Source organism: Deltaproteobacteria bacterium IMCC39524 (genome assembly GCA_029667085.1).
Taxonomy (GTDB): domain Bacteria; phylum Desulfobacterota; class Desulfuromonadia; order Desulfuromonadales; family BM103; genus M0040.
Genome location: JARUHJ010000008.1, coordinates 1 through 16,968, shown reverse-complemented (window position 1 = coordinate 16,968; position 16,968 = coordinate 1). Strand labels below are relative to the sequence as shown.

At 50.0% G+C, this 16,968-nt stretch carries 17 protein-coding genes; all 17 read left to right on the top strand.

All coding sequences use genetic code 11. From position 1 onward, the window contains the following. Positions 1–5 precede the first annotated feature (5 nt). Entirely contained in the window at positions 6–365 is a 360-nt protein-coding gene (locus P9J64_15790; protein ID MDG5469784.1) for a DNA-binding protein, read from the top strand. Continuing rightward, positions 362–1,525, top strand: a complete 1,164-nt coding sequence (locus P9J64_15785; GenBank protein MDG5469783.1) for an FtsX-like permease family protein — start codon at positions 362–364, stop codon at positions 1,523–1,525. Before P9J64_15790 ends, P9J64_15785 begins: the two co-directional genes overlap by 4 nt. Then, complete coding sequence (locus tag P9J64_15780) at positions 1,522–2,178, top strand: ABC transporter ATP-binding protein (protein MDG5469782.1); 657 nt, start codon at positions 1,522–1,524, stop codon at positions 2,176–2,178. The genes P9J64_15785 and P9J64_15780 overlap by 4 nt, the downstream gene beginning before the upstream one ends. A 52-nt stretch (positions 2,179–2,230) precedes the next feature. Further along, positions 2,231–2,719 carry an amino acid permease gene (locus P9J64_15775; GenBank protein MDG5469781.1) on the top strand — a complete coding sequence of 163 codons (489 nt, stop codon included), beginning with the start codon at positions 2,231–2,233 and terminating at the stop codon, positions 2,717–2,719. After that, positions 2,716–4,332 carry an amino acid permease gene (locus tag P9J64_15770; protein MDG5469780.1) on the top strand — a complete coding sequence of 539 codons (1,617 nt, stop codon included), beginning with the start codon at positions 2,716–2,718 and terminating at the stop codon, positions 4,330–4,332. Before P9J64_15775 ends, P9J64_15770 begins: the two co-directional genes overlap by 4 nt. 697 nt (positions 4,333–5,029) lie before the next feature. Beyond that, entirely contained in the window at positions 5,030–6,631 is a 1,602-nt protein-coding gene (locus P9J64_15765; GenBank protein ID MDG5469779.1) for a multiheme c-type cytochrome, read from the top strand. Between the two features lie 16 nt (positions 6,632–6,647). Then, positions 6,648–7,253, top strand: coding sequence for a hypothetical protein (locus P9J64_15760; GenBank protein MDG5469778.1), 606 nt, complete (start codon positions 6,648–6,650; stop codon positions 7,251–7,253). A 352-nt stretch (positions 7,254–7,605) separates the two neighbouring features. Next, positions 7,606–8,949, top strand: coding sequence for a multiheme c-type cytochrome (locus tag P9J64_15755; protein MDG5469777.1), 1,344 nt, complete (start codon positions 7,606–7,608; stop codon positions 8,947–8,949). Positions 8,950–9,462: 513 nt separating this feature from the next. Beyond that, positions 9,463–10,653, top strand: coding sequence for a Xaa-Pro peptidase family protein (locus P9J64_15750; protein MDG5469776.1), 1,191 nt, complete (start codon positions 9,463–9,465; stop codon positions 10,651–10,653). Positions 10,654–11,098: 445 nt separating this feature from the next. Further along, a complete protein-coding gene (locus tag P9J64_15745) occupies positions 11,099–11,968 on the top strand; it encodes a heavy-metal-associated domain-containing protein (GenBank protein MDG5469775.1) in 870 nt (289 codons plus the stop codon). Between the two features lie 50 nt (positions 11,969–12,018). Further along, entirely contained in the window at positions 12,019–12,543 is a 525-nt protein-coding gene (locus P9J64_15740) for a DUF2318 domain-containing protein (GenBank protein MDG5469774.1), read from the top strand. A gap of 15 nt (positions 12,544–12,558) precedes the next feature. Further along, a complete protein-coding gene (locus tag P9J64_15735; GenBank protein ID MDG5469773.1) occupies positions 12,559–13,716 on the top strand; it encodes an ABC transporter permease in 1,158 nt (385 codons plus the stop codon). A gap of 12 nt (positions 13,717–13,728) precedes the next feature. Then, entirely contained in the window at positions 13,729–14,436 is a 708-nt protein-coding gene (locus P9J64_15730; protein MDG5469772.1) for an ABC transporter ATP-binding protein, read from the top strand. A 6-nt stretch (positions 14,437–14,442) separates the two neighbouring features. After that, complete coding sequence (locus P9J64_15725; GenBank protein MDG5469771.1) at positions 14,443–14,700, top strand: zinc ribbon domain-containing protein; 258 nt, start codon at positions 14,443–14,445, stop codon at positions 14,698–14,700. Then, positions 14,697–15,005 carry a hypothetical protein gene (locus P9J64_15720; GenBank protein MDG5469770.1) on the top strand — a complete coding sequence of 103 codons (309 nt, stop codon included), beginning with the start codon at positions 14,697–14,699 and terminating at the stop codon, positions 15,003–15,005. The genes P9J64_15725 and P9J64_15720 overlap by 4 nt, the downstream gene beginning before the upstream one ends. 109 nt (positions 15,006–15,114) lie before the next feature. Further along, complete coding sequence (locus tag P9J64_15715) at positions 15,115–15,534, top strand: hypothetical protein (GenBank protein MDG5469769.1); 420 nt, start codon at positions 15,115–15,117, stop codon at positions 15,532–15,534. Positions 15,535–15,716: 182 nt separating this feature from the next. Next, positions 15,717–16,968: cytochrome c biogenesis protein ResB (locus P9J64_15710; protein ID MDG5469768.1), on the top strand; the 1,252-nt coding region annotated here is incomplete at its 3' end.

Genomic DNA, 16,968 nt, shown 5'->3' with positions numbered 1-16,968 from the left:
TACAAATGAAAAATCTTTTACTGACAACATTGCTTCTTGTCTCCCTTGTTCTCGCTGGCTGCGGTGGCGAGACCTATGGTTCCGGCGTCGACCATGATGCACCAAAAGTTCAGGTCAAGGATGTTTTCCTGAAGCAGGAGCTTTTGGGCAAAAAGGTCACATTGGAAGGCAAGATCGTCTCGCAATGCCAATCAAACGGCTGCTGGTTCTATCTGCAGGACGAAACCGGACAGATATATATTGACCTTGCCAAGAGCCAATTAACCCTTCCGTCCCGGCCGGGCAAGCTGGCACTTGCCAGCGGCACAGTGGGCAGGTCGAAGCAAAGCTACATGCTCGTTGCCACCGGGGTTGAAGTCAAATGAGCGGCTATCTGAAGCTTGCCGGCAAGAATCTTCTGCGTCACCGCACGCGCAGTGTTTTGACGATGCTCGGGATTGCCGCTTCGGTTGGCGTTCTGTTTTCGGTGCTCTCTTTTAACAAGGGCTTTACAGAGGGTCTCGCGGTCGAATTGGAGCGAACCGGGTTGCACTTTATGGTTGTTCCTTCGGGTTGCGCACACGAGGTTGCAGCACTGGTTCTGCACGGAGCAGTTATCCCTAAATTTCTCGATACCAAGGTCATGGCGCATGTCACAACCACGGCTGGCATCGATCTGGCAACGCCGATTCTGGTGGCCCAACTCCCCGATCCGCAGCGCGGTAAAATTGACCTGATCTACGGTGTTGACATGTCGGTTCTGTCGGCGATCAAGCCGGGCTGGGAGATTACTGGCAAAATTCCTCAGCAGGACAATGAAATTCTGCTTGGTTACGAGGTCGCTCAACATGAGAAGCTGCAGCCCGGTGACCAATTCTCCTCCGGTGGCGGAGTGAATCTGCTTATCTCCGGGATAGTCGGTCTCACCGGCAGTCAGGATGACGCTTTTATCTATCTTCCCATCAAGACAGCACAGAAACTTCTCGACCAGCCTGCTGCGGCAACCGCTATCGGGGTCAAGGTAACAGACCCGACGCGCATGGTGGAGATTACCGATGCGCTGACAGCGGCTGTGCCGGGGATCCAGATCGTGACCATGGGCGAGGTGATGAACTCCATTTCCAATCTTGCCGCGTCCGCCAGGGCGCTAAGCCTTGCGATTGTTTTAATCGCAATTCTGATCAGTGCCGTGGGGGTGATGAATTCCATTCTCATGGCAGTCTTCGAACGTACTCAGGAGATCGGCATGATGCGCGCCGTCGGTGCCTCACGCTGGGATATTTTCCGGATTATCCTTGAAGAAACCACGATTCTTTCACTCAGTGGCGGGTTGGTCGGCATCCTCATCTCGATCCTTGGTTCGCGAATGATCGAAGCTTTTGTTCGCTCAGTGATGCCGTTTGTGCCGTCCGGAAATCTGATCAGCTTTGATCCGGTCGTTGCCGCAGGCAGTGTTTTGTTCATTTTTATTATAGGCCTATGTGCCGGTATTTATCCGGCCTTAAAGGCATCGAAAATTAACCCAGTCGAGGCGATTAAAGGATGATTGAACTTAAACAGATTGAAAAAAACTACCGCAGAGGGGCTGAAGAGGTACGGGCGTTGCGTGGAGTCGATCTCAGCATTGCTGCGGGGGAACTGCTCGCCATTATCGGGCCGTCGGGGGCGGGGAAAACCACACTGCTGCATATCCTCGGCTGTCTCGACCAGCCGACCAGAGGAGAGGTCCTGTTTGATGGCGTGAACACCTCCAATATGCCTGAGTCGGAGCTGGTGCAATTACGGCGTGAAAAGATCGGCTTTGTTTTTCAACAGTTCTACCTGATCCCGGGACTGAGCGTCTTTGACAATATCGCTTTGCCGCTACTGTTCAGCAAAAAACAAGCAAGTCGGACCAAGATCCTGGCCTTGGCTGAAATGGTGGGCCTCGAACACCGACTTGACCATGCCCCTGCTCAACTCAGCGGCGGTGAAATGCAGCGGGCTGCCATCGCTCGAGGGCTGGTCAACGATCCCGAGATTCTACTGGCGGATGAACCGACCGGCAACCTTGACAGCGAAAACAGTGACAAGATCTATGCGCTGCTGCGTTCGCTCAGCCAGAACGGGCTGGCGACGGTCATGATTACTCATAACACCGAACTTGCAGCACGCGCCCAGAGGACGGTGCAAATCAGAGACGGCCTGGTTCATCCCTAAAGAATTTACACGGACAAAGTTAGGTTGATATGTATGGCCAGGGGATATCCCGATGACAATGATAAAACAGCGGAAACGGTTGAAAAAGGAACTAAGGCTTCTGGATGTTTATGCCATAGCCACAGGCGCGACGTTAAGTGCTGGGTTTTTCTTACTACCAGGCATAGCCGCCGCCGAGGCTGGGCCGGCACTGGTGCTGGCCTATATGTTGGCCGCTGTCCCCCTGATCCCCGCCATGTTCAGTGTTATTGAGCTGGCGACAGCCATGCCGCGAGCAGGCGGGGTCTATTATTTCCTGGATCGTGCTCTTGGTCCTTTTGTTGGCACCATCGGCGGCATCGGAACCTGGTTGGCCCTGATTCTCAAGGTTGCCTTTGCCCTGGTCGGCATGGGGGCCTATATCTCGTTATTCGTGCCTGAGTTGCCGATCGTGCCGATTGCGGTGATGCTTGCCGTCTTGCTAAGCATCGTCAATCTGGTCGGAGCAAAAAAGGTGGGCGTCTGCAAGTTTTTCTGGTTTTTAGTCTACTTTCCATCTTGACAGTTTTTCTGACCAGTGGTGCTGTGCAATTTCAGACGGATCATTTTCAGGATTTCTTTGCTGCCGGGTTTGATTCGATCATTGCAACAGCCGGTATGGTGTACATCAGTTACGTCGGCGTTACCAAGGTTGCCAGTCTTTCCGAAGAGGTCAAGGACCCGGAACGCAACCTGCCCAAAGGCGTGATCCTGGCACTGACAACGGCAATCCTTGTTTACTTCCTCGGCACCTTGACCATCGTTGGGCTGGTTCCTATGGATGAATTGCAGGGTAATTTGACACCTGTGGCCACCGCAGCGGAGTACGCTCTGGGTCGTTATGGCGTGATCCTGCTTTCGCTGGCCGCACTGCTGGCATTTGTTTCGGTTGCCAATGCCGGCATGATGAGTGCGTCACGCTATCCTCTGGCGATGAGCCGTGACCATCTGGTCCCCAGGATCTTTAGAAAACTGGGCAAGTTCGGTACGCCATTTTATTCCATTCTGCTGACTCTTACGACTGTTATCCTGATCCTGGTTATGTTCGACCCCATGGGTATCGCCAAACTGGCTAGCTCTTTTCAACTTCTTATGTTTGCCTTGGTCTGTTTTGCCGTCATTGTGATGCGTGAAAGTCAAATTTCATCATACGACCCCGGATACAAATCCCCCTTTTATCCGTGGATGCAGATTGCGGGGATTATTTCACCTTTCTATCTGATCTTTGAAATGGGAGCGATGCCGATTGTTTTTTCCCTTGGTCTGATTGTCGCATCCTCTCTCTGGTACTTTTTTTATGCTCGGCGTTACGTTGCCAGGACCGGGGCCATCTATCATGTTTTTGAGAGGCTGGGCCGGCAAAGACATCACGATCTTGATACTGAATTACGCGGCATTTTGAGAGAAAAAGGCTTACGGAATGAAGACCCTTTCAATGAAATTGTATCAAGGAGCCTGGTGTTTGACCTTGATGGTGAAGCCTCTTTTGAGGACGTCATAAAGGTGGTTGCCGACAAACTCAAGTCCAGGGTTCATATGTCAGCGGATGAAATCATGCTGCAAATTATGGAAGGCACAATGCTTGGAGCAACACCAGTGACCCACGGCGTTGCTCTCCCTCATTTCCGGACTTCTCGAATTGATCAGACAGAGATGGTTATTGTTCGCGCCCGTCAAGGTGTATGTATGCAAACTTATAACCCGCTGACTCATGAAGAAGAGGCAGAGGTTTGTGTCCAGGCTATTTTCTTTTTGGTCAGCCCTGACAATAATCCGACCCAGCATCTCAGACTATTGGCCCGAATCGCTGAACGGATAGACGAGGATAGCTTTGTCTTTGAGTGGGGTAAGGCTCAAAATGAACAGGGCTTGAGGGAATGTCTGCTGCACGACGACCATTTTATATCTTTGTTCCTTCGTGCATATTCATCAAGCGGAGTGATGATTAATAAGCCATTGAGAGCAGCTGGCATTCCCAAGGGATGTCTGGTTGCTATGCTTTCCCGGAAAGGACGGTCTTTTGTGCCGAACGGCGATACGGTTCTGGAAGAGGGGGACCAGTTGACAATTATCGGGGAAGAGCGTGGATTGGCTGAGTTGAAGATGATTTATCTCGAAAGCGAATGGCGATTGTAACTGGAATGTCGAAGCGTCAGGGGCACGCCTCTTGGACTCTTTTCTTAGATAGCATGATTACCAGTAAAATAAAGCCCCAACCTATTTCTAGGCTCGGGGCTTTTCTATAAATCCTGTTGCATCTCATTCTTACATATATCTAAGGAAATTTAGTATGGGGAACTTTAAGGTAAAACCAGATACTGTCTGTCTGATCAAGTCCCGATTCATAGATGTTGAGTTGGAACCTTCCTGGTCGTTGCCAATACGAAGAACTCCCTTTCAACGGAAACTCTGATCTGATTTTTGTGCATGCAAATCCACCTGCAAGCCTCTGATGCAACACGCTTGAAACAAACAGTTGCTGTCAAGGGGCCTGGCCGTTTTCCAGAACTCAGTTTTTGGAGATCCCACAAGTCGTTCTTGCCCGGTACAAAACCAATGTAAGCCTCTTTCGGTGAGCCTGCTTTCTTCTCTTTTAAAATCGATCAAGCGGTTTTGACTTAGGTCAAAGATATAAAGTTAAGACTGTTCTAACTTAATCAGAGCATGACAAGTACCGTAAACTCAGGCTCAGTCTTGACAACTGCTATTAATCTGTTTCAGTTGGTTTTTCAGGGTTGATAGTTGGTCACTTGTCCGCAACAGCTTAAGCTTTTTGCCGATATCCAATCTTTTGTATGGGGTTTTTGCTCACTCTAACCGATGGAGGTGTTTCATGAACAAGCTCAAGTTTACCGCTGTCTTATTGTCCATGGCTTTGGCCGTGCTGCTCTGTAGCAGTGCTTTTGCGGCCGTTGAAGTAGACAAAGAGACAAAGCAATGTATTACCTGTCATCTCGCTAAAGGGATGGCACCGAAAATGATCGAGATGTGGGAAAACTCGAAGCATGCAGAAAATGGTGTCGGCTGTCTTTCCTGTCACCAGGCTGAAAAGGACGATTTTGACGCCTTTGAGCACAATGGCTTTACCGTCGGTCTCTATCCGACTCCAAAAGATTGCTCACAGTGCCACGAGAAAGAAGTCACCGAGAACACCAAGTCGAAGCATGCTTATCAATTCTGGCTCTATGCTCCCGCTGACCGCGCAATCTTTGAGCCGATTGTTGGCACCAAGCAAGGCTGTGAAGCTTGTCACAATATCTCTAATCCGTGGCCAGATGGCTCGGTAGGCGAGTGTGACGCGTGCCATCCTAAGCACAGCTTCTCTATCGAGGTTGCCCGTGAGCCGCAAACCTGTGGCGAGTGCCACCTTGGCCCCGATCATCCGCATATCGAAATCTACAATGAATCAAAGCATGGCAACATATTTGCTGCAGAAGGTGATAAATGGGACCTCTCCTATCGCTCGGATGATCAGAAAAACATTCCTATTGAGGCGCCAGTTTGCACCACATGCCATATGGACGGAGCGGGTGAACTGAAGTCGACCCATAACGTCTCCGAACGTCTCGGTTGGGAATCTCAGGCTCCATGGTCTTATCGCACCATCTGGTTCGAAGAAGAGCTGGGCAGTTGGCAGGACAAAAACCAGCGGATGCAGGATGTTTGTGCGAATTGCCATGCTCCGACTTTCATCAAAGACCATTTCCTCGCATATGACCTGGTCAACCTTCAGTACAACGAAATGCGTCGCGAGTTTCTCAAGTGGGTTAAGCTCTATGTTGAAAAAGGTCTGATCAAGCCACTCAAAGAGACCTTTAACGACGGCAAGGAAAGACCGCAATCGCAACTGGTCATCAACGCTGGATGGTACACCACCGCTTCGCACTTGATGTACAACGGTTGGCATCATGAAGGACGTCGCTTCCGTCACGGTGCAGCCATGGGTGGTGCTGACTATGTCCAGTGGCACGGTGTCTGGGAACTGCAGCATGATATGCAGGAAATGATTGCCTGGGGCGCTGAGCATGGCGTCGAGGAAGCCAAGAAAATTTACGAAGCTGATACACCGGCGAAGTTCTTCACCTACAAGCTCTACGATTTTCCGGGCGGTGTCTATGGCATCTCCACAAAAGAGCCGCAGGCCGTCAACACTGCCCAACAGTACATTCCCGACTACTGGGAAAAAGTGAAAGCCAACGTAGAGCAGGCATATAAGAAAGGTTTCCTCACCGAGGTTGCCTGGAACCGTTGGATGGAGCGCTACAACAACAAGGATCATTACGATGGATCCAAGTACGGTTCTCATCCACTTCATGCGCCTTATGAAGAACGCAAGGTCAAGGAGCTGAATCTGAAAGATCCTAATTCACCATTAAGCCAGGCCATCAAGATCGGCCTGCCGTCACCGACTCCTGCAGAAGAAAAGATCAAGTAAGCATGCAGGTTCTTAAATGAAAAAAGCGCGGGAGGGTTTTGGCTCTCCCGCGTTATTTGTCTGTCAACGAAATGCAGTATGGTCAAAGCATAGGAGTGCAGGTTTTATGACGAAAAAAACTCTAGGAGCAGCGCTGGCTCTGTTCTCATTTTTTATGTTTTCCATGGCAGCCTATGCCTACAGCGAGGATGTTGTCGCGAGCCTTGATGATGAAACCATTACGGTTGCGACTTTGGCAACTTATGTAGACGATGTCGCTGGTGTTAAGTATAAATCATGGTTGCATGATAAGGAGGGGCAGAGAAAGCTCGCTGACTTTTTCATCAATCGTAGACTCCTGCTTGAATATGCCCGGCAGAATGTGAGCAAAAAGGATACTGTTGTAACCAATCATAATGCTCGTAACGTTGATGAGGATGTTATGTATCTTTCAACACTGCTCAAAATTGAGGTGCAGGACAAGGTTAATGTTTCGGCTGAAGACGTCGATCTTTACATGAAAAAGAATAATGTCGATTCCGAAAAACAGGCCAGACAAGAAGTAGAATCTGACCTTAAAAACAAATTGATGGGAGCCCTGGTTGAAAAGGTTCGAGCCGGGCACGAAATCAAATATTTTTAGCTAATAAGAGCATATTGAGAACGCGACAAGAGCCGGGTAGTGAAAACTATTCGGCTTTTTTTCGGACTTATAGCACAAGCTTAGTCTGTAAGTATTTAATGCAAAGGCGTTAAGGGGTGGAGAATATCTGCAAAGTAAACCACTTCAGGAAGTGAGAATAGTCACACTTTGCGTCTTTCTTGGCTTGAGGCACTTAGGTTTTTAAAAAGTGTGCAGGTAACAAGTTGAGAAAAGTTTCATTTCAGTTATCTTTTAATCTCTTCTTTAATTTATATCCGTGATGTTTTGGTTTGTTGGTGAGTCGCTTTTTGAAGGCCATTCGTGGCCATTATTCAGACGGGGAGGTTCAAGCATGAGTAGGACTTTGGGTTTGCAAGGGATTTTGGCGATTTTGTTGGTTCTGCTGACAGCAGGTTTTTCCCTGGCAGCATCCGATCGTCTTTCGGCAGAGACTCAGGATTGCCTTGGCTGTCATGAAGGTATGCCGGGTATCGTCAGCCAGTGGGAAGACAGCGCACACTGGAATGCGGGCGTCGGTTGTTACGAATGTCACAAGGCAGAGCCAGGTGATACCGATGCCATGGACCATTTCGGCTTCTCCGTTGCAATTATTGTTTCCCCCCGTGATTGTGGTCTGTGCCATCCCGGGGAAACTGCAGAGCAGGAGGCCAGTCACCACGCCAAGGCCGGAGACATCCTGAACACCCAGGATGGTATGCTCGGCCAGACTATCGGTGGTGAGCCGGCAGTTGCTGTCGGTTGTCGTCAGTGTCACGGTTCAATTGTCAAAGTTAACGAAGATGGTTCTCTCGACACCAACACCTGGCCTAATACAGGTATCGGGCGTGTCAATCCGGATGGGTCCAAAGGCACCTGTTCTGCCTGCCATAGCCGACATCGTTTCAGCAAAGAGCAGGCCCGTAAGCCTGAGACCTGCGGTAAATGTCACCTGGGTCCTGATCATCCTCAGAAAGAGGTTTACGAGGAGTCCAAGCATGGCATCCTCTATCGTGCTTTCGAAGATAATCTGAACATGGATAAGCCGAAGTGGGTTGCCGGTCAGGATTACTATGATGCGCCAACTTGCGCCACTTGCCATATGAGCGCAACACCTAACCAGTCTGTGACCCATGATGTTGGTACGCGACTGGCGTGGAACCTGCGTGCACCGATTTCAAAGCGTACCGAGAACTGGGAACAGAAGCTGGCAGATATGCAGGATGTCTGCTCTGCCTGCCACAGCTCGTCTTTTGTTGAGGGGTTTTACAAGCAACTTGACAGCTTTGTCGCCCTTTATAACGATAAGTTTGCAATCCCGGCGAAAGAGATCCGTGAACTCCTGATGGAGAATGAGGTTATCTCCAAAGGGAATTTTGATGACAAGATCGATTGGATCTACTGGGAGCTCTGGCATCATGAAGGTCGTCGTGCCCGTCATGGCGCGGCTATGAGTGGCCCTGATTATGCGTGGTGGCATGGTATCTACGACGTTGCCAAGAATTTTTATACAGAACTCCTTCCGGAAGCTAGAGATGCGTGTGAAAAAGCTGGCAAGCCGGAAGTCTACGAAGAAATTATTGCAAAATACATTGACGGACGTAAAGAGCACGAATGGTACACCAAGGGCTTCGATCCCAAGAAGGTCGTGGAGATGAAGGCCTACTACAAGGAGCGTTATCAGCAGGATGTGAAATAATAACTTCGCAGTATGTAAAACATAATCGGCCGGACAATAGTCCGGCCGATTTTTTGTGAGATTTTTGTGAGTGGCTGTATACAGTCCACAGATGCCTGTGGATAGATTTGTGGAAAGAGCGAAAGGGGAAAGGTGAAACACTTTAGCCGTATGACTTTTTAGCCTTTTGCACAGAAATAAAGCATGACTAAATCAGGTTGAATATTTCTTCTACATTTCCAATAAAGGGAGATATCTGTGATGCTGTTATCACATAACTGTGACAGGGTGCTTTCTTATTTTGATTGCCTTGCATGAATCGTTGTGGTATTTAAAAAGCCTATATATAACAGTAAGTTATTCCTTTGTCGTGATATGTGGCATGGCTTGAAAGCTTCTGCCCTTATTTATGGAATAAAGTGTCTTTGCTTGAGACTTGTGCTTTATAAATCAATAGCTTCTGACTTCTATTCTAAAGTACTTGTTGTCCCTTTTAACTCCACTTTTGCCGATATTGCCCCTGGAGAGTAAAGCATGCGTATTACACCTGCCTCAGAACTGAAAAATCGCATAGAAAAACTGCAGAAAGAGATGGCTGTCCACAGCCTGGGAGCGATCCTCGCGTTGCAGAATGCAGATCTCTTTTACTTTACCGGTGCCATCCAGCAGGGAGCCTTGTACGTGCCTTTAGAAGGGGAGGCTCTCTACCTGGTGCGCAAGGATTTTGCGCGTGCCAGGATGGAGTCGGGTCTGAAGGAAGTCATTCCTTTCAGCAGCCCAAGAGATATTCCCGGCGTCCTCGTTGATTTCGGTTATACGTTGCCGGACACAATCGGCATGGAGTTGGATGTCGTGCCGGTTTCCGTGATGAACAGGTTTCGCAAAGGCCTCGGAGGCTGCAATATCAGTGACGCAACTCCAATGATTCGCAAGGTGCGGGCGGTTAAGTCGGATTATGAGCTCGGTATTTTGAAGGATGCCGCACTGATTGTCGACAAGGTCTGTAAAAGGGTTCCAGAGATTCTCAGGGAAGGTATGACAGATCTTGAGCTGACGGCAGAGCTTGAGTTTGTCGCCAGAAAAGAAGGCCATCAAGGTTTGGTTCGTATGCGGGGCTTCAATAACGAGTTGTTCTACGGTCACACATTCTCCGGGGCCGATAGCGCCGTACCGACCTATTCTGACACCCCCCTCGGTGGTGTTGGCCTCAACCCCTCTTTTCCCCAGGGCGCCAGTTATAAAAGCGTACGCAAGAATGAGCCTGTAACCGTTGATTTCTCCGGAGTGTTTGACGGTTACATTGTTGATCAAACCCGGATGTTCAGTATCGGTGAGTTGCCTGAGAAGCTTTCAAAGGCGTACGTCGACATGGTTCTTCTCCTCAACCATGCCAAAAAAATAGCTAAGCCAGGCGCGACCTGGGGCGGCGTCTACGACGAATGCTTGCAGATGGCTTGCGATATGGGTTACCAGGATCACTTCATGGGCTCCAAAGGAGCCCAGGTGTCCTTTATCGGTCACGGCGTTGGTGTGGAACTGGATGAATACCCTTTTATCGCCAGAGGCTTTAACGATTACGAATTAGAAGAGAATATGGTCTTTGCTTTTGAGCCCAAAGTGGTCTATCCGGGACTGGGTGCGGTCGGCGTTGAGGATACTTTCTGGGTTGGAGCAGATGGCCTGAAGCATCTAACCTTTGCCAATCACGAATTGATCATTCTTTAGTACTTTTCAAGCATCGGTTGTAGTTTATAGAAAAAATGTTTAATGCAAATGCGCAAAGTCGCAGAGCCTAATTGGCAAGATTAAGCTGTTTTCCATAAATTCAAGTGGCTCACCTCCGCGTCTTTGCGTCTCTGCGTTAATAAATAGTTTTGCCCTTGTTTGGGTTTTAAACCCATAGATTATCTCAATGCCCCATCATTTATTGATGGGGTTTTTTGTTCTTTGCCCTGTTTTCGTAAGGTGCAGAATAGTCTCCTCTCTTCTGTGTAATATTCCACAAGTAGTAGGTCTTTTGTCATCATGGTTTTTCTTGAAAAATCAATAAGTCAATGATTTAGGGTAGTTGTTAGTCTGTTTGTTGGTTGGCATGAAAGTTGATCTATTGAGTAACCATTATTAACAATGCGCGTTGACTATAACCCTTAAATTAATCGAGTCGAAACCAATGATTAAAAGTCCTAAGCTTTATCTGTCTCTGTGCCTTGGCCTTGCTGCCCTTGTTGCCGTATGGCTCTTTTATCCCACGGGAAGCAATCTTGCCAACGCCGCTCTGGCTGAATACCAGATCGAAAAAATGACCTGTGGATCATGCATCGGCAATATTGAAACGGCGCTCGTTGGTCTTGGCGGTGTTGGTTCTGTCGATATCAACCTGACCAGCAACCGTGGCCGGGTTACTTACGATCCAACCCTACTGGACAGCCAGGCGATTGCCGAGGCTATTACTGCCGCTGGCTATCCGGCCAAGCTTCGCTTCGAGCTGGATTCTGAAGCATATCTTGCGTTGCAGCAGGAACAGGCCCAGCTCGGTCAGGAGTACCTTGCTCGTATCGGCGACCGTCTGCTTGCCCGGTCGGATTTTGAAGGTTTGGTCACGCAGCGCTCACGTGGCGCTGTGGCTTCAGGGCAGAACGCTCAGCTCTGGAAGACCGTCTGGCAGGATGTCTTGCAGCGTGAATTGATGTTGTCTTCTGCGGAAGAGAACAAGGTGGTTGTTCTGGATGGAGAAGTCGAGGCGAGGCTGGATGAGTTACGCAAGGGACATCAAGGGCTTGACGATCTGCTGGCTAAACGTTACGGCAGCGTGGATGTTTTTCGTGCCCGACTGCATGAGGATATGATTATCACAAGAAATATTGAAGATCATGTCTATGCCGGGATCACCGATCCTGGCGCGCAAAAAAACAAGCTGCAACAATGGTATGCAGAGCTGCAGAATAAAACCGACGTCGTTATCTTTGACAGTCGACTTAAGGCCGTCAGTCAGGGTGGCGGTGGCTGTGGCAGCGGTGGCGGTGGCTGTTGCAGCAGTTAATGGCTTAGTTGAACACGACCCCTAATAAATAAGGACAGGAGATATTGATCATGTCAGAACGCGAATCCAAGCGAGAACAATTTAACGAAAAACCTTCTGCGAGGAAGAAACTGATGGCTCCCGTTGCTGTGCTGTTCCTTGCCGTATTTGCTGTTGGCGGATGGTTCCTCTTTGGTTCGACGTCTGTCGGTGGACCGGAGATTGTCTCGGCCGGGCAGGATGGTAAGGTCCGTCTCACGGCGACCGATTTCAACGACGGTAAAGCCAAATTCTATCGCTTCAAAGGTGAGTCCGGGCCGGTCGATTTCTTTGTCGTGCGCAGCAATGATGGTGTGATCCGCAGCGCTTTTGACACCTGTGATGTTTGCTACAAAGCGCTCAAGGGATACCGCCAGGAAGGGAATGATATGGTCTGTAATAACTGCGATCAACGTTTTAAAACAGACATGATCAACGTGGTCAAGGGTGGTTGTAATCCTGCCCCGCTGAAACGTCAGCAATCTGGTGAAAATGTTGTCATCGCTGCAAATGACATCAAGGCAGGGGCCTGGTATTTCAAAGGCGCTACAAATTAAGCAAGGAAACCTATCGTGCGTTTAGAGCATATCGTCTTACATAATCTCAGGCGTCGGAAGGGACGGGCCATCTTTCTGGTGATCGGTCTGCTGATCGGTGTGGCGACGGTTGTCACCTTGCTTTCCCTGACTGATGCCATGGGGCAGCGTGCCCAGCACGAACTGGAGAACTTTGGCGCCAATATCATCATCACCCCGCGTAGCGACGCCCTTGCTTTGAACTATGGAGGCATTCAACTCGCGGGTGTAACCCTGGTTGCAAAAGAGCTTGAGCAGTCAAGCCTTGCCAATATCGATGACATCCCCAATCGCCGTAATGTCGCCACGATTGCACCCAAGGTGTTAGGGGCTGTTGAGGTTGACGGCCAACGTATTATGATGATGGGCGTTGACCCGGCGGCGGAGTTTAAGCTGAAAAGATGGTGGTCCATCGCAGGGAGACCCGTTGAGCAAGGTCGCGAGCTGCTGGTCGGTGACGCAGTGGTCAAGCGTTTCAACCTGAATATGGGCGACACGCTTAAAGTCAATGGCCAGGATTTCACTGTGGTCGGGCTTCTGGCCAAGACAGGCTCTCAGGATGATCAGCTTTTGATCGCTCCTCTTGATGAGGCCCAGGCCACTTTAGGCAAGCCAGGGCAGGTCAGCATGGTCGAAATTGCTGCGCTTTGCCACGATTGCCCTGTTGATGACATGGTCAACCAATTGCAAACGGTACTGCCTGGAACGGATGTCCAGGCGGTTCAAAAAGTCGTGAAAACGCGCATGCATGCCCTTGGCCAGTTTCGCTTGTTTGCCTGGGGTGTTGCCGTCACCGTTGTGATTATCGGTGCTTTGTTGGTTTTCGTAACCATGATGGGTGCCATCAGTGAACGAACCCGAGAAATTGGCATTTTTCGGGCAATCGGTTACCGCCGTCGACACGTTTTGCACCTGGTACTCATGGAGGCGACTATCGTCAGTGCCTTGGCTGGTGTGCTTGGCTATCTGACCGGAGTGGCTGCAACCCTGGTGGCTCTGCCATTGCTTGATGGCGGTAAAGCGAGCTGGCAATGGAATCCAACCTTGGCCGTTGCTGCCGTTTTCGCGGCTATCTTTGTAGGTCTGCTCGCTTCTTTACAGCCGGCATTTCGTGCCAGTCGCCTTGAACCTAGTGAAGCCCTCAGGGCTCTTTGATACGGATTAATTATGAGTCTGATTGAATTGAAACAGGTGAATAAGCGCTACCACAACGGTGCTGATTGTGTTACGGCACTGCAGGAACTGAACCTCGCTGTTAATGAAGGGACCTTCCTCGGTGTTATGGGACCCTCCGGCAGCGGCAAGAGCACCTTGTTGAGCGTGCTAGGCTGTTTGACCAGCCCGTCTTCCGGGAAAGTTCGTGTTGATGAGATCGATGTCTACGGCCTTTCACAGGAGAAGCAAGCTGACTTCAGGCGTGAATATCTTGGCTTCATCTTTCAGTCACACAACCTGATCCCATACCTGAACGCCCTGGAAAATGTCATGTTGCCTCTGGCGGTATCAAAACTTTCTTCAGCGGAGAAACGTGAGCGTGCCTGCAATATGCTCAAGCGTGTCGGGCTTCCTGATCGTATGCTGCATTTGCCGCAGCAACTGTCAGGGGGAGAGCAGGAGAGGGTCGCCATTGCCCGGTCTCTGGTGAACAATCCGCCGCTCCTGCTTGCTGACGAGCCGACCGGCAGCCTTGATTCGGCGACCAGTCTACAAGTGATGAACCTGCTTTCTGAACTTCATCAGGATGGCCAGACCATCATCATGGTGACCCATAACAGGGAAAATCTGGAGTGGTTTGATCGCACTATTTATCTGCGTGACGGAATGCTTGAAATGGATTCTGCCGGAGATGCGCGCAGCTTTTCAAAGGCGGTGTGAGGCCGTATGTTTTTACTCTTTATCATCAGTCTCTCGATCATCTTCTACTTCATCTGCATGGAGCTGGTTAAACCGGCGCCCCCGGAGTCGGCTTTGTCTGGTCCATGCCCAGGTTGTTCGGAGCAGGTGGAGTCGGGATGGCTGGTTTGCCCGGAATGCCAGGCGGTATTGAGGGAAAGTTGTCCCGGTTGCGGCAAAGCCCATGATGTCTGGATGAAATATTGTCCCTGGTGTAAATATTTGAACGAAAAGATAAGGGCATGAAGAGTTTGTTCGGAAAATATAAATACTCGCCATTTATCGTTTTTTGTCTGGTAGCGATTGCGTCTATCGTCGTATGCAACCTCTGGTCTCTTTATTGGGGACACTGTGTTCTCAATGATTTTCTACGCATCCCCTTGATAGGCTGGGGGGTGATCGGCGCTAACCTGGTTGCTGCTCTGGTCTACGTCTTGCTCAAACGATACAACACTATGAAGCATGATGACATTCACTGTATTTCGTGCAGCTCAGAACTGCAGAGTTCCTGGGTCTACTGTCCTAATTGCGGTGATGATCACCCGGGCTGAGAACCAGGGCAGATGGCCTGCTTGGTTTTCGCAACCAAACGACTCGATAAGGCTGGCAAGCCAAGCTGCTCTTGTGCTATCTTTTGATGCGATGAAATATAGATATTGTTTGAAATTAGTGACTTACCTGCTTGTGACGACCTTCCTGGTTGCCAGCGCGGGCACCGTTTTCGGTTATGCCTGGTGCTTCGGCGATGATGGCCATGTGGAGGTCAGTTACTCAAAGGGCGGTGGTTGTTGTGCCGAAGATGTTGAGAAGTCTGCTACGGACAGGTATGCTGTCCCCAGTCTCAGCCAGTCGAGTGCAGACTCCTGCGGTTCATGCCTGGATGTCTCCACTCAACAGCGTGGTGCGGTATTTTTCAAACGTCTGAAGCATGCTTCGACAGCTTCTGTTGCGTCTTTGGCTGCTGATAGCTTCTCCCCCAAAAGGGTACAAGGCGATCTGCGAGTTGCCAGGTTAACCTCTCTGTCACCACGTGTTTCGCCAACCATTCTTGCTCATCGCACGGTTGTTCTGCTGAATTGAGTCATGTCCCATAGGTGAGGTTGGGCCGATACGGCCTTTCCCCACTCTCCCAATTGATCCAAATAAAGACAATTCAATAGTTAATGTCCGCAAGACCATGACGGTCTCACGGATGCTTCGATACGCAATGGCAACTCTTCTTTTAACCGCCATTGTTAACAATTGGTTCAGGAGAAATTATCTTGAATAAAGAAAAGAGCTTCACTGACGAGCTATGGGACTTTTTCTGTTCCCTGAAGCTTGCGATTATCACTTTGATTCTGCTGGCAACGACCTCGATTATCGGTACGGTGATTGAGCAGAACAAGTCTCCCCAGGAGTACATGCAGAACTACGGCATGAGCGAGTCGACCTACAAGGCCCTCGACACCCTGCAGTTTTTCGACATGTACCACTCTTACTGGTTCCTCTCCCTGATGGGCCTCTTTGCCGTCAACCTGATCTGCTGCTCGATCAAGCGCCTGCCCAGGATCATCAAGATTGTGCGCGAGCCCACCCTGGTGGCCGATGACAACCTGTTTCGCACCTTTTCCAGTAAGGGCGAAGTTGTCGCAGAGGGCACCATCGAGAGCGTCCGCGATAAAGTGGTCGCACTGCTCAGCAGTAAATTTGCCGCGCCGGTGGTCACCGAGCAGGATGACAAGGTTTATCTGTTTTCACAAAAAGGCAAGCTGTCCCGCTTCGGTGTTTACGTGACCCACACCTCGATCCTGATCATCTTCCTCGGTGCCATGATCGGTAACATCTGGGGTTTCAAGGCCTATATCAATATCGTTGAAGGCAAATCGGTTGATGCTGTCTGGCCGCGGGCCGGGCAAACCCCGATTCCTCTTGGTTTCGAAGTCCGTTGCGATAATTTCGAGGTCACCTTTTACGAAGGTGGTGGCCGTCCCAAAGACTTTACCAGCGACCTGGTTGTTCTTGAGAATGGCAAAGAAGTCTTGAAGAAGACGATTGAGGTTAACGATCCCTTGAGCTACAAAGGCTTGACCTTCTACCAGTCCAGCTACGGCCCGACCGGTGACCCGGTTTATAAGTTCCGTGTCAAAAACAATGAGACCGGCGAAACCGTAATCGTGCAGGGGGCCCAAGGCAAGCGTCTCAAGCTTCCCGGTGGCGCTTCCCTGATTGCCCTGGGCTATGCCGAGAGTTATCAGAACTTCGGCCCGGCCGCCCAGGTGAAGGTCGGTACCGGAGCACCCTTTATCGTTATGAAAAACTATCCGCAGTTTGATGAAAAACGCGGTGGTGCTTATTCAGTCAGTCTGCTTGAGGCAACGCAAAGCTATTACACCGGCCTGCAGGTGGCCAAAGACCCCGGCGTCTGGGTGGTCTGGCTCGGCTGCCTGTTGATGGTGCTCGGCTCCTGTGGTGCTTTCTTCTTGTCGCACCGTCGTATCTGGGTCAGCATTGAGCAACTGGATAAGGGCATTG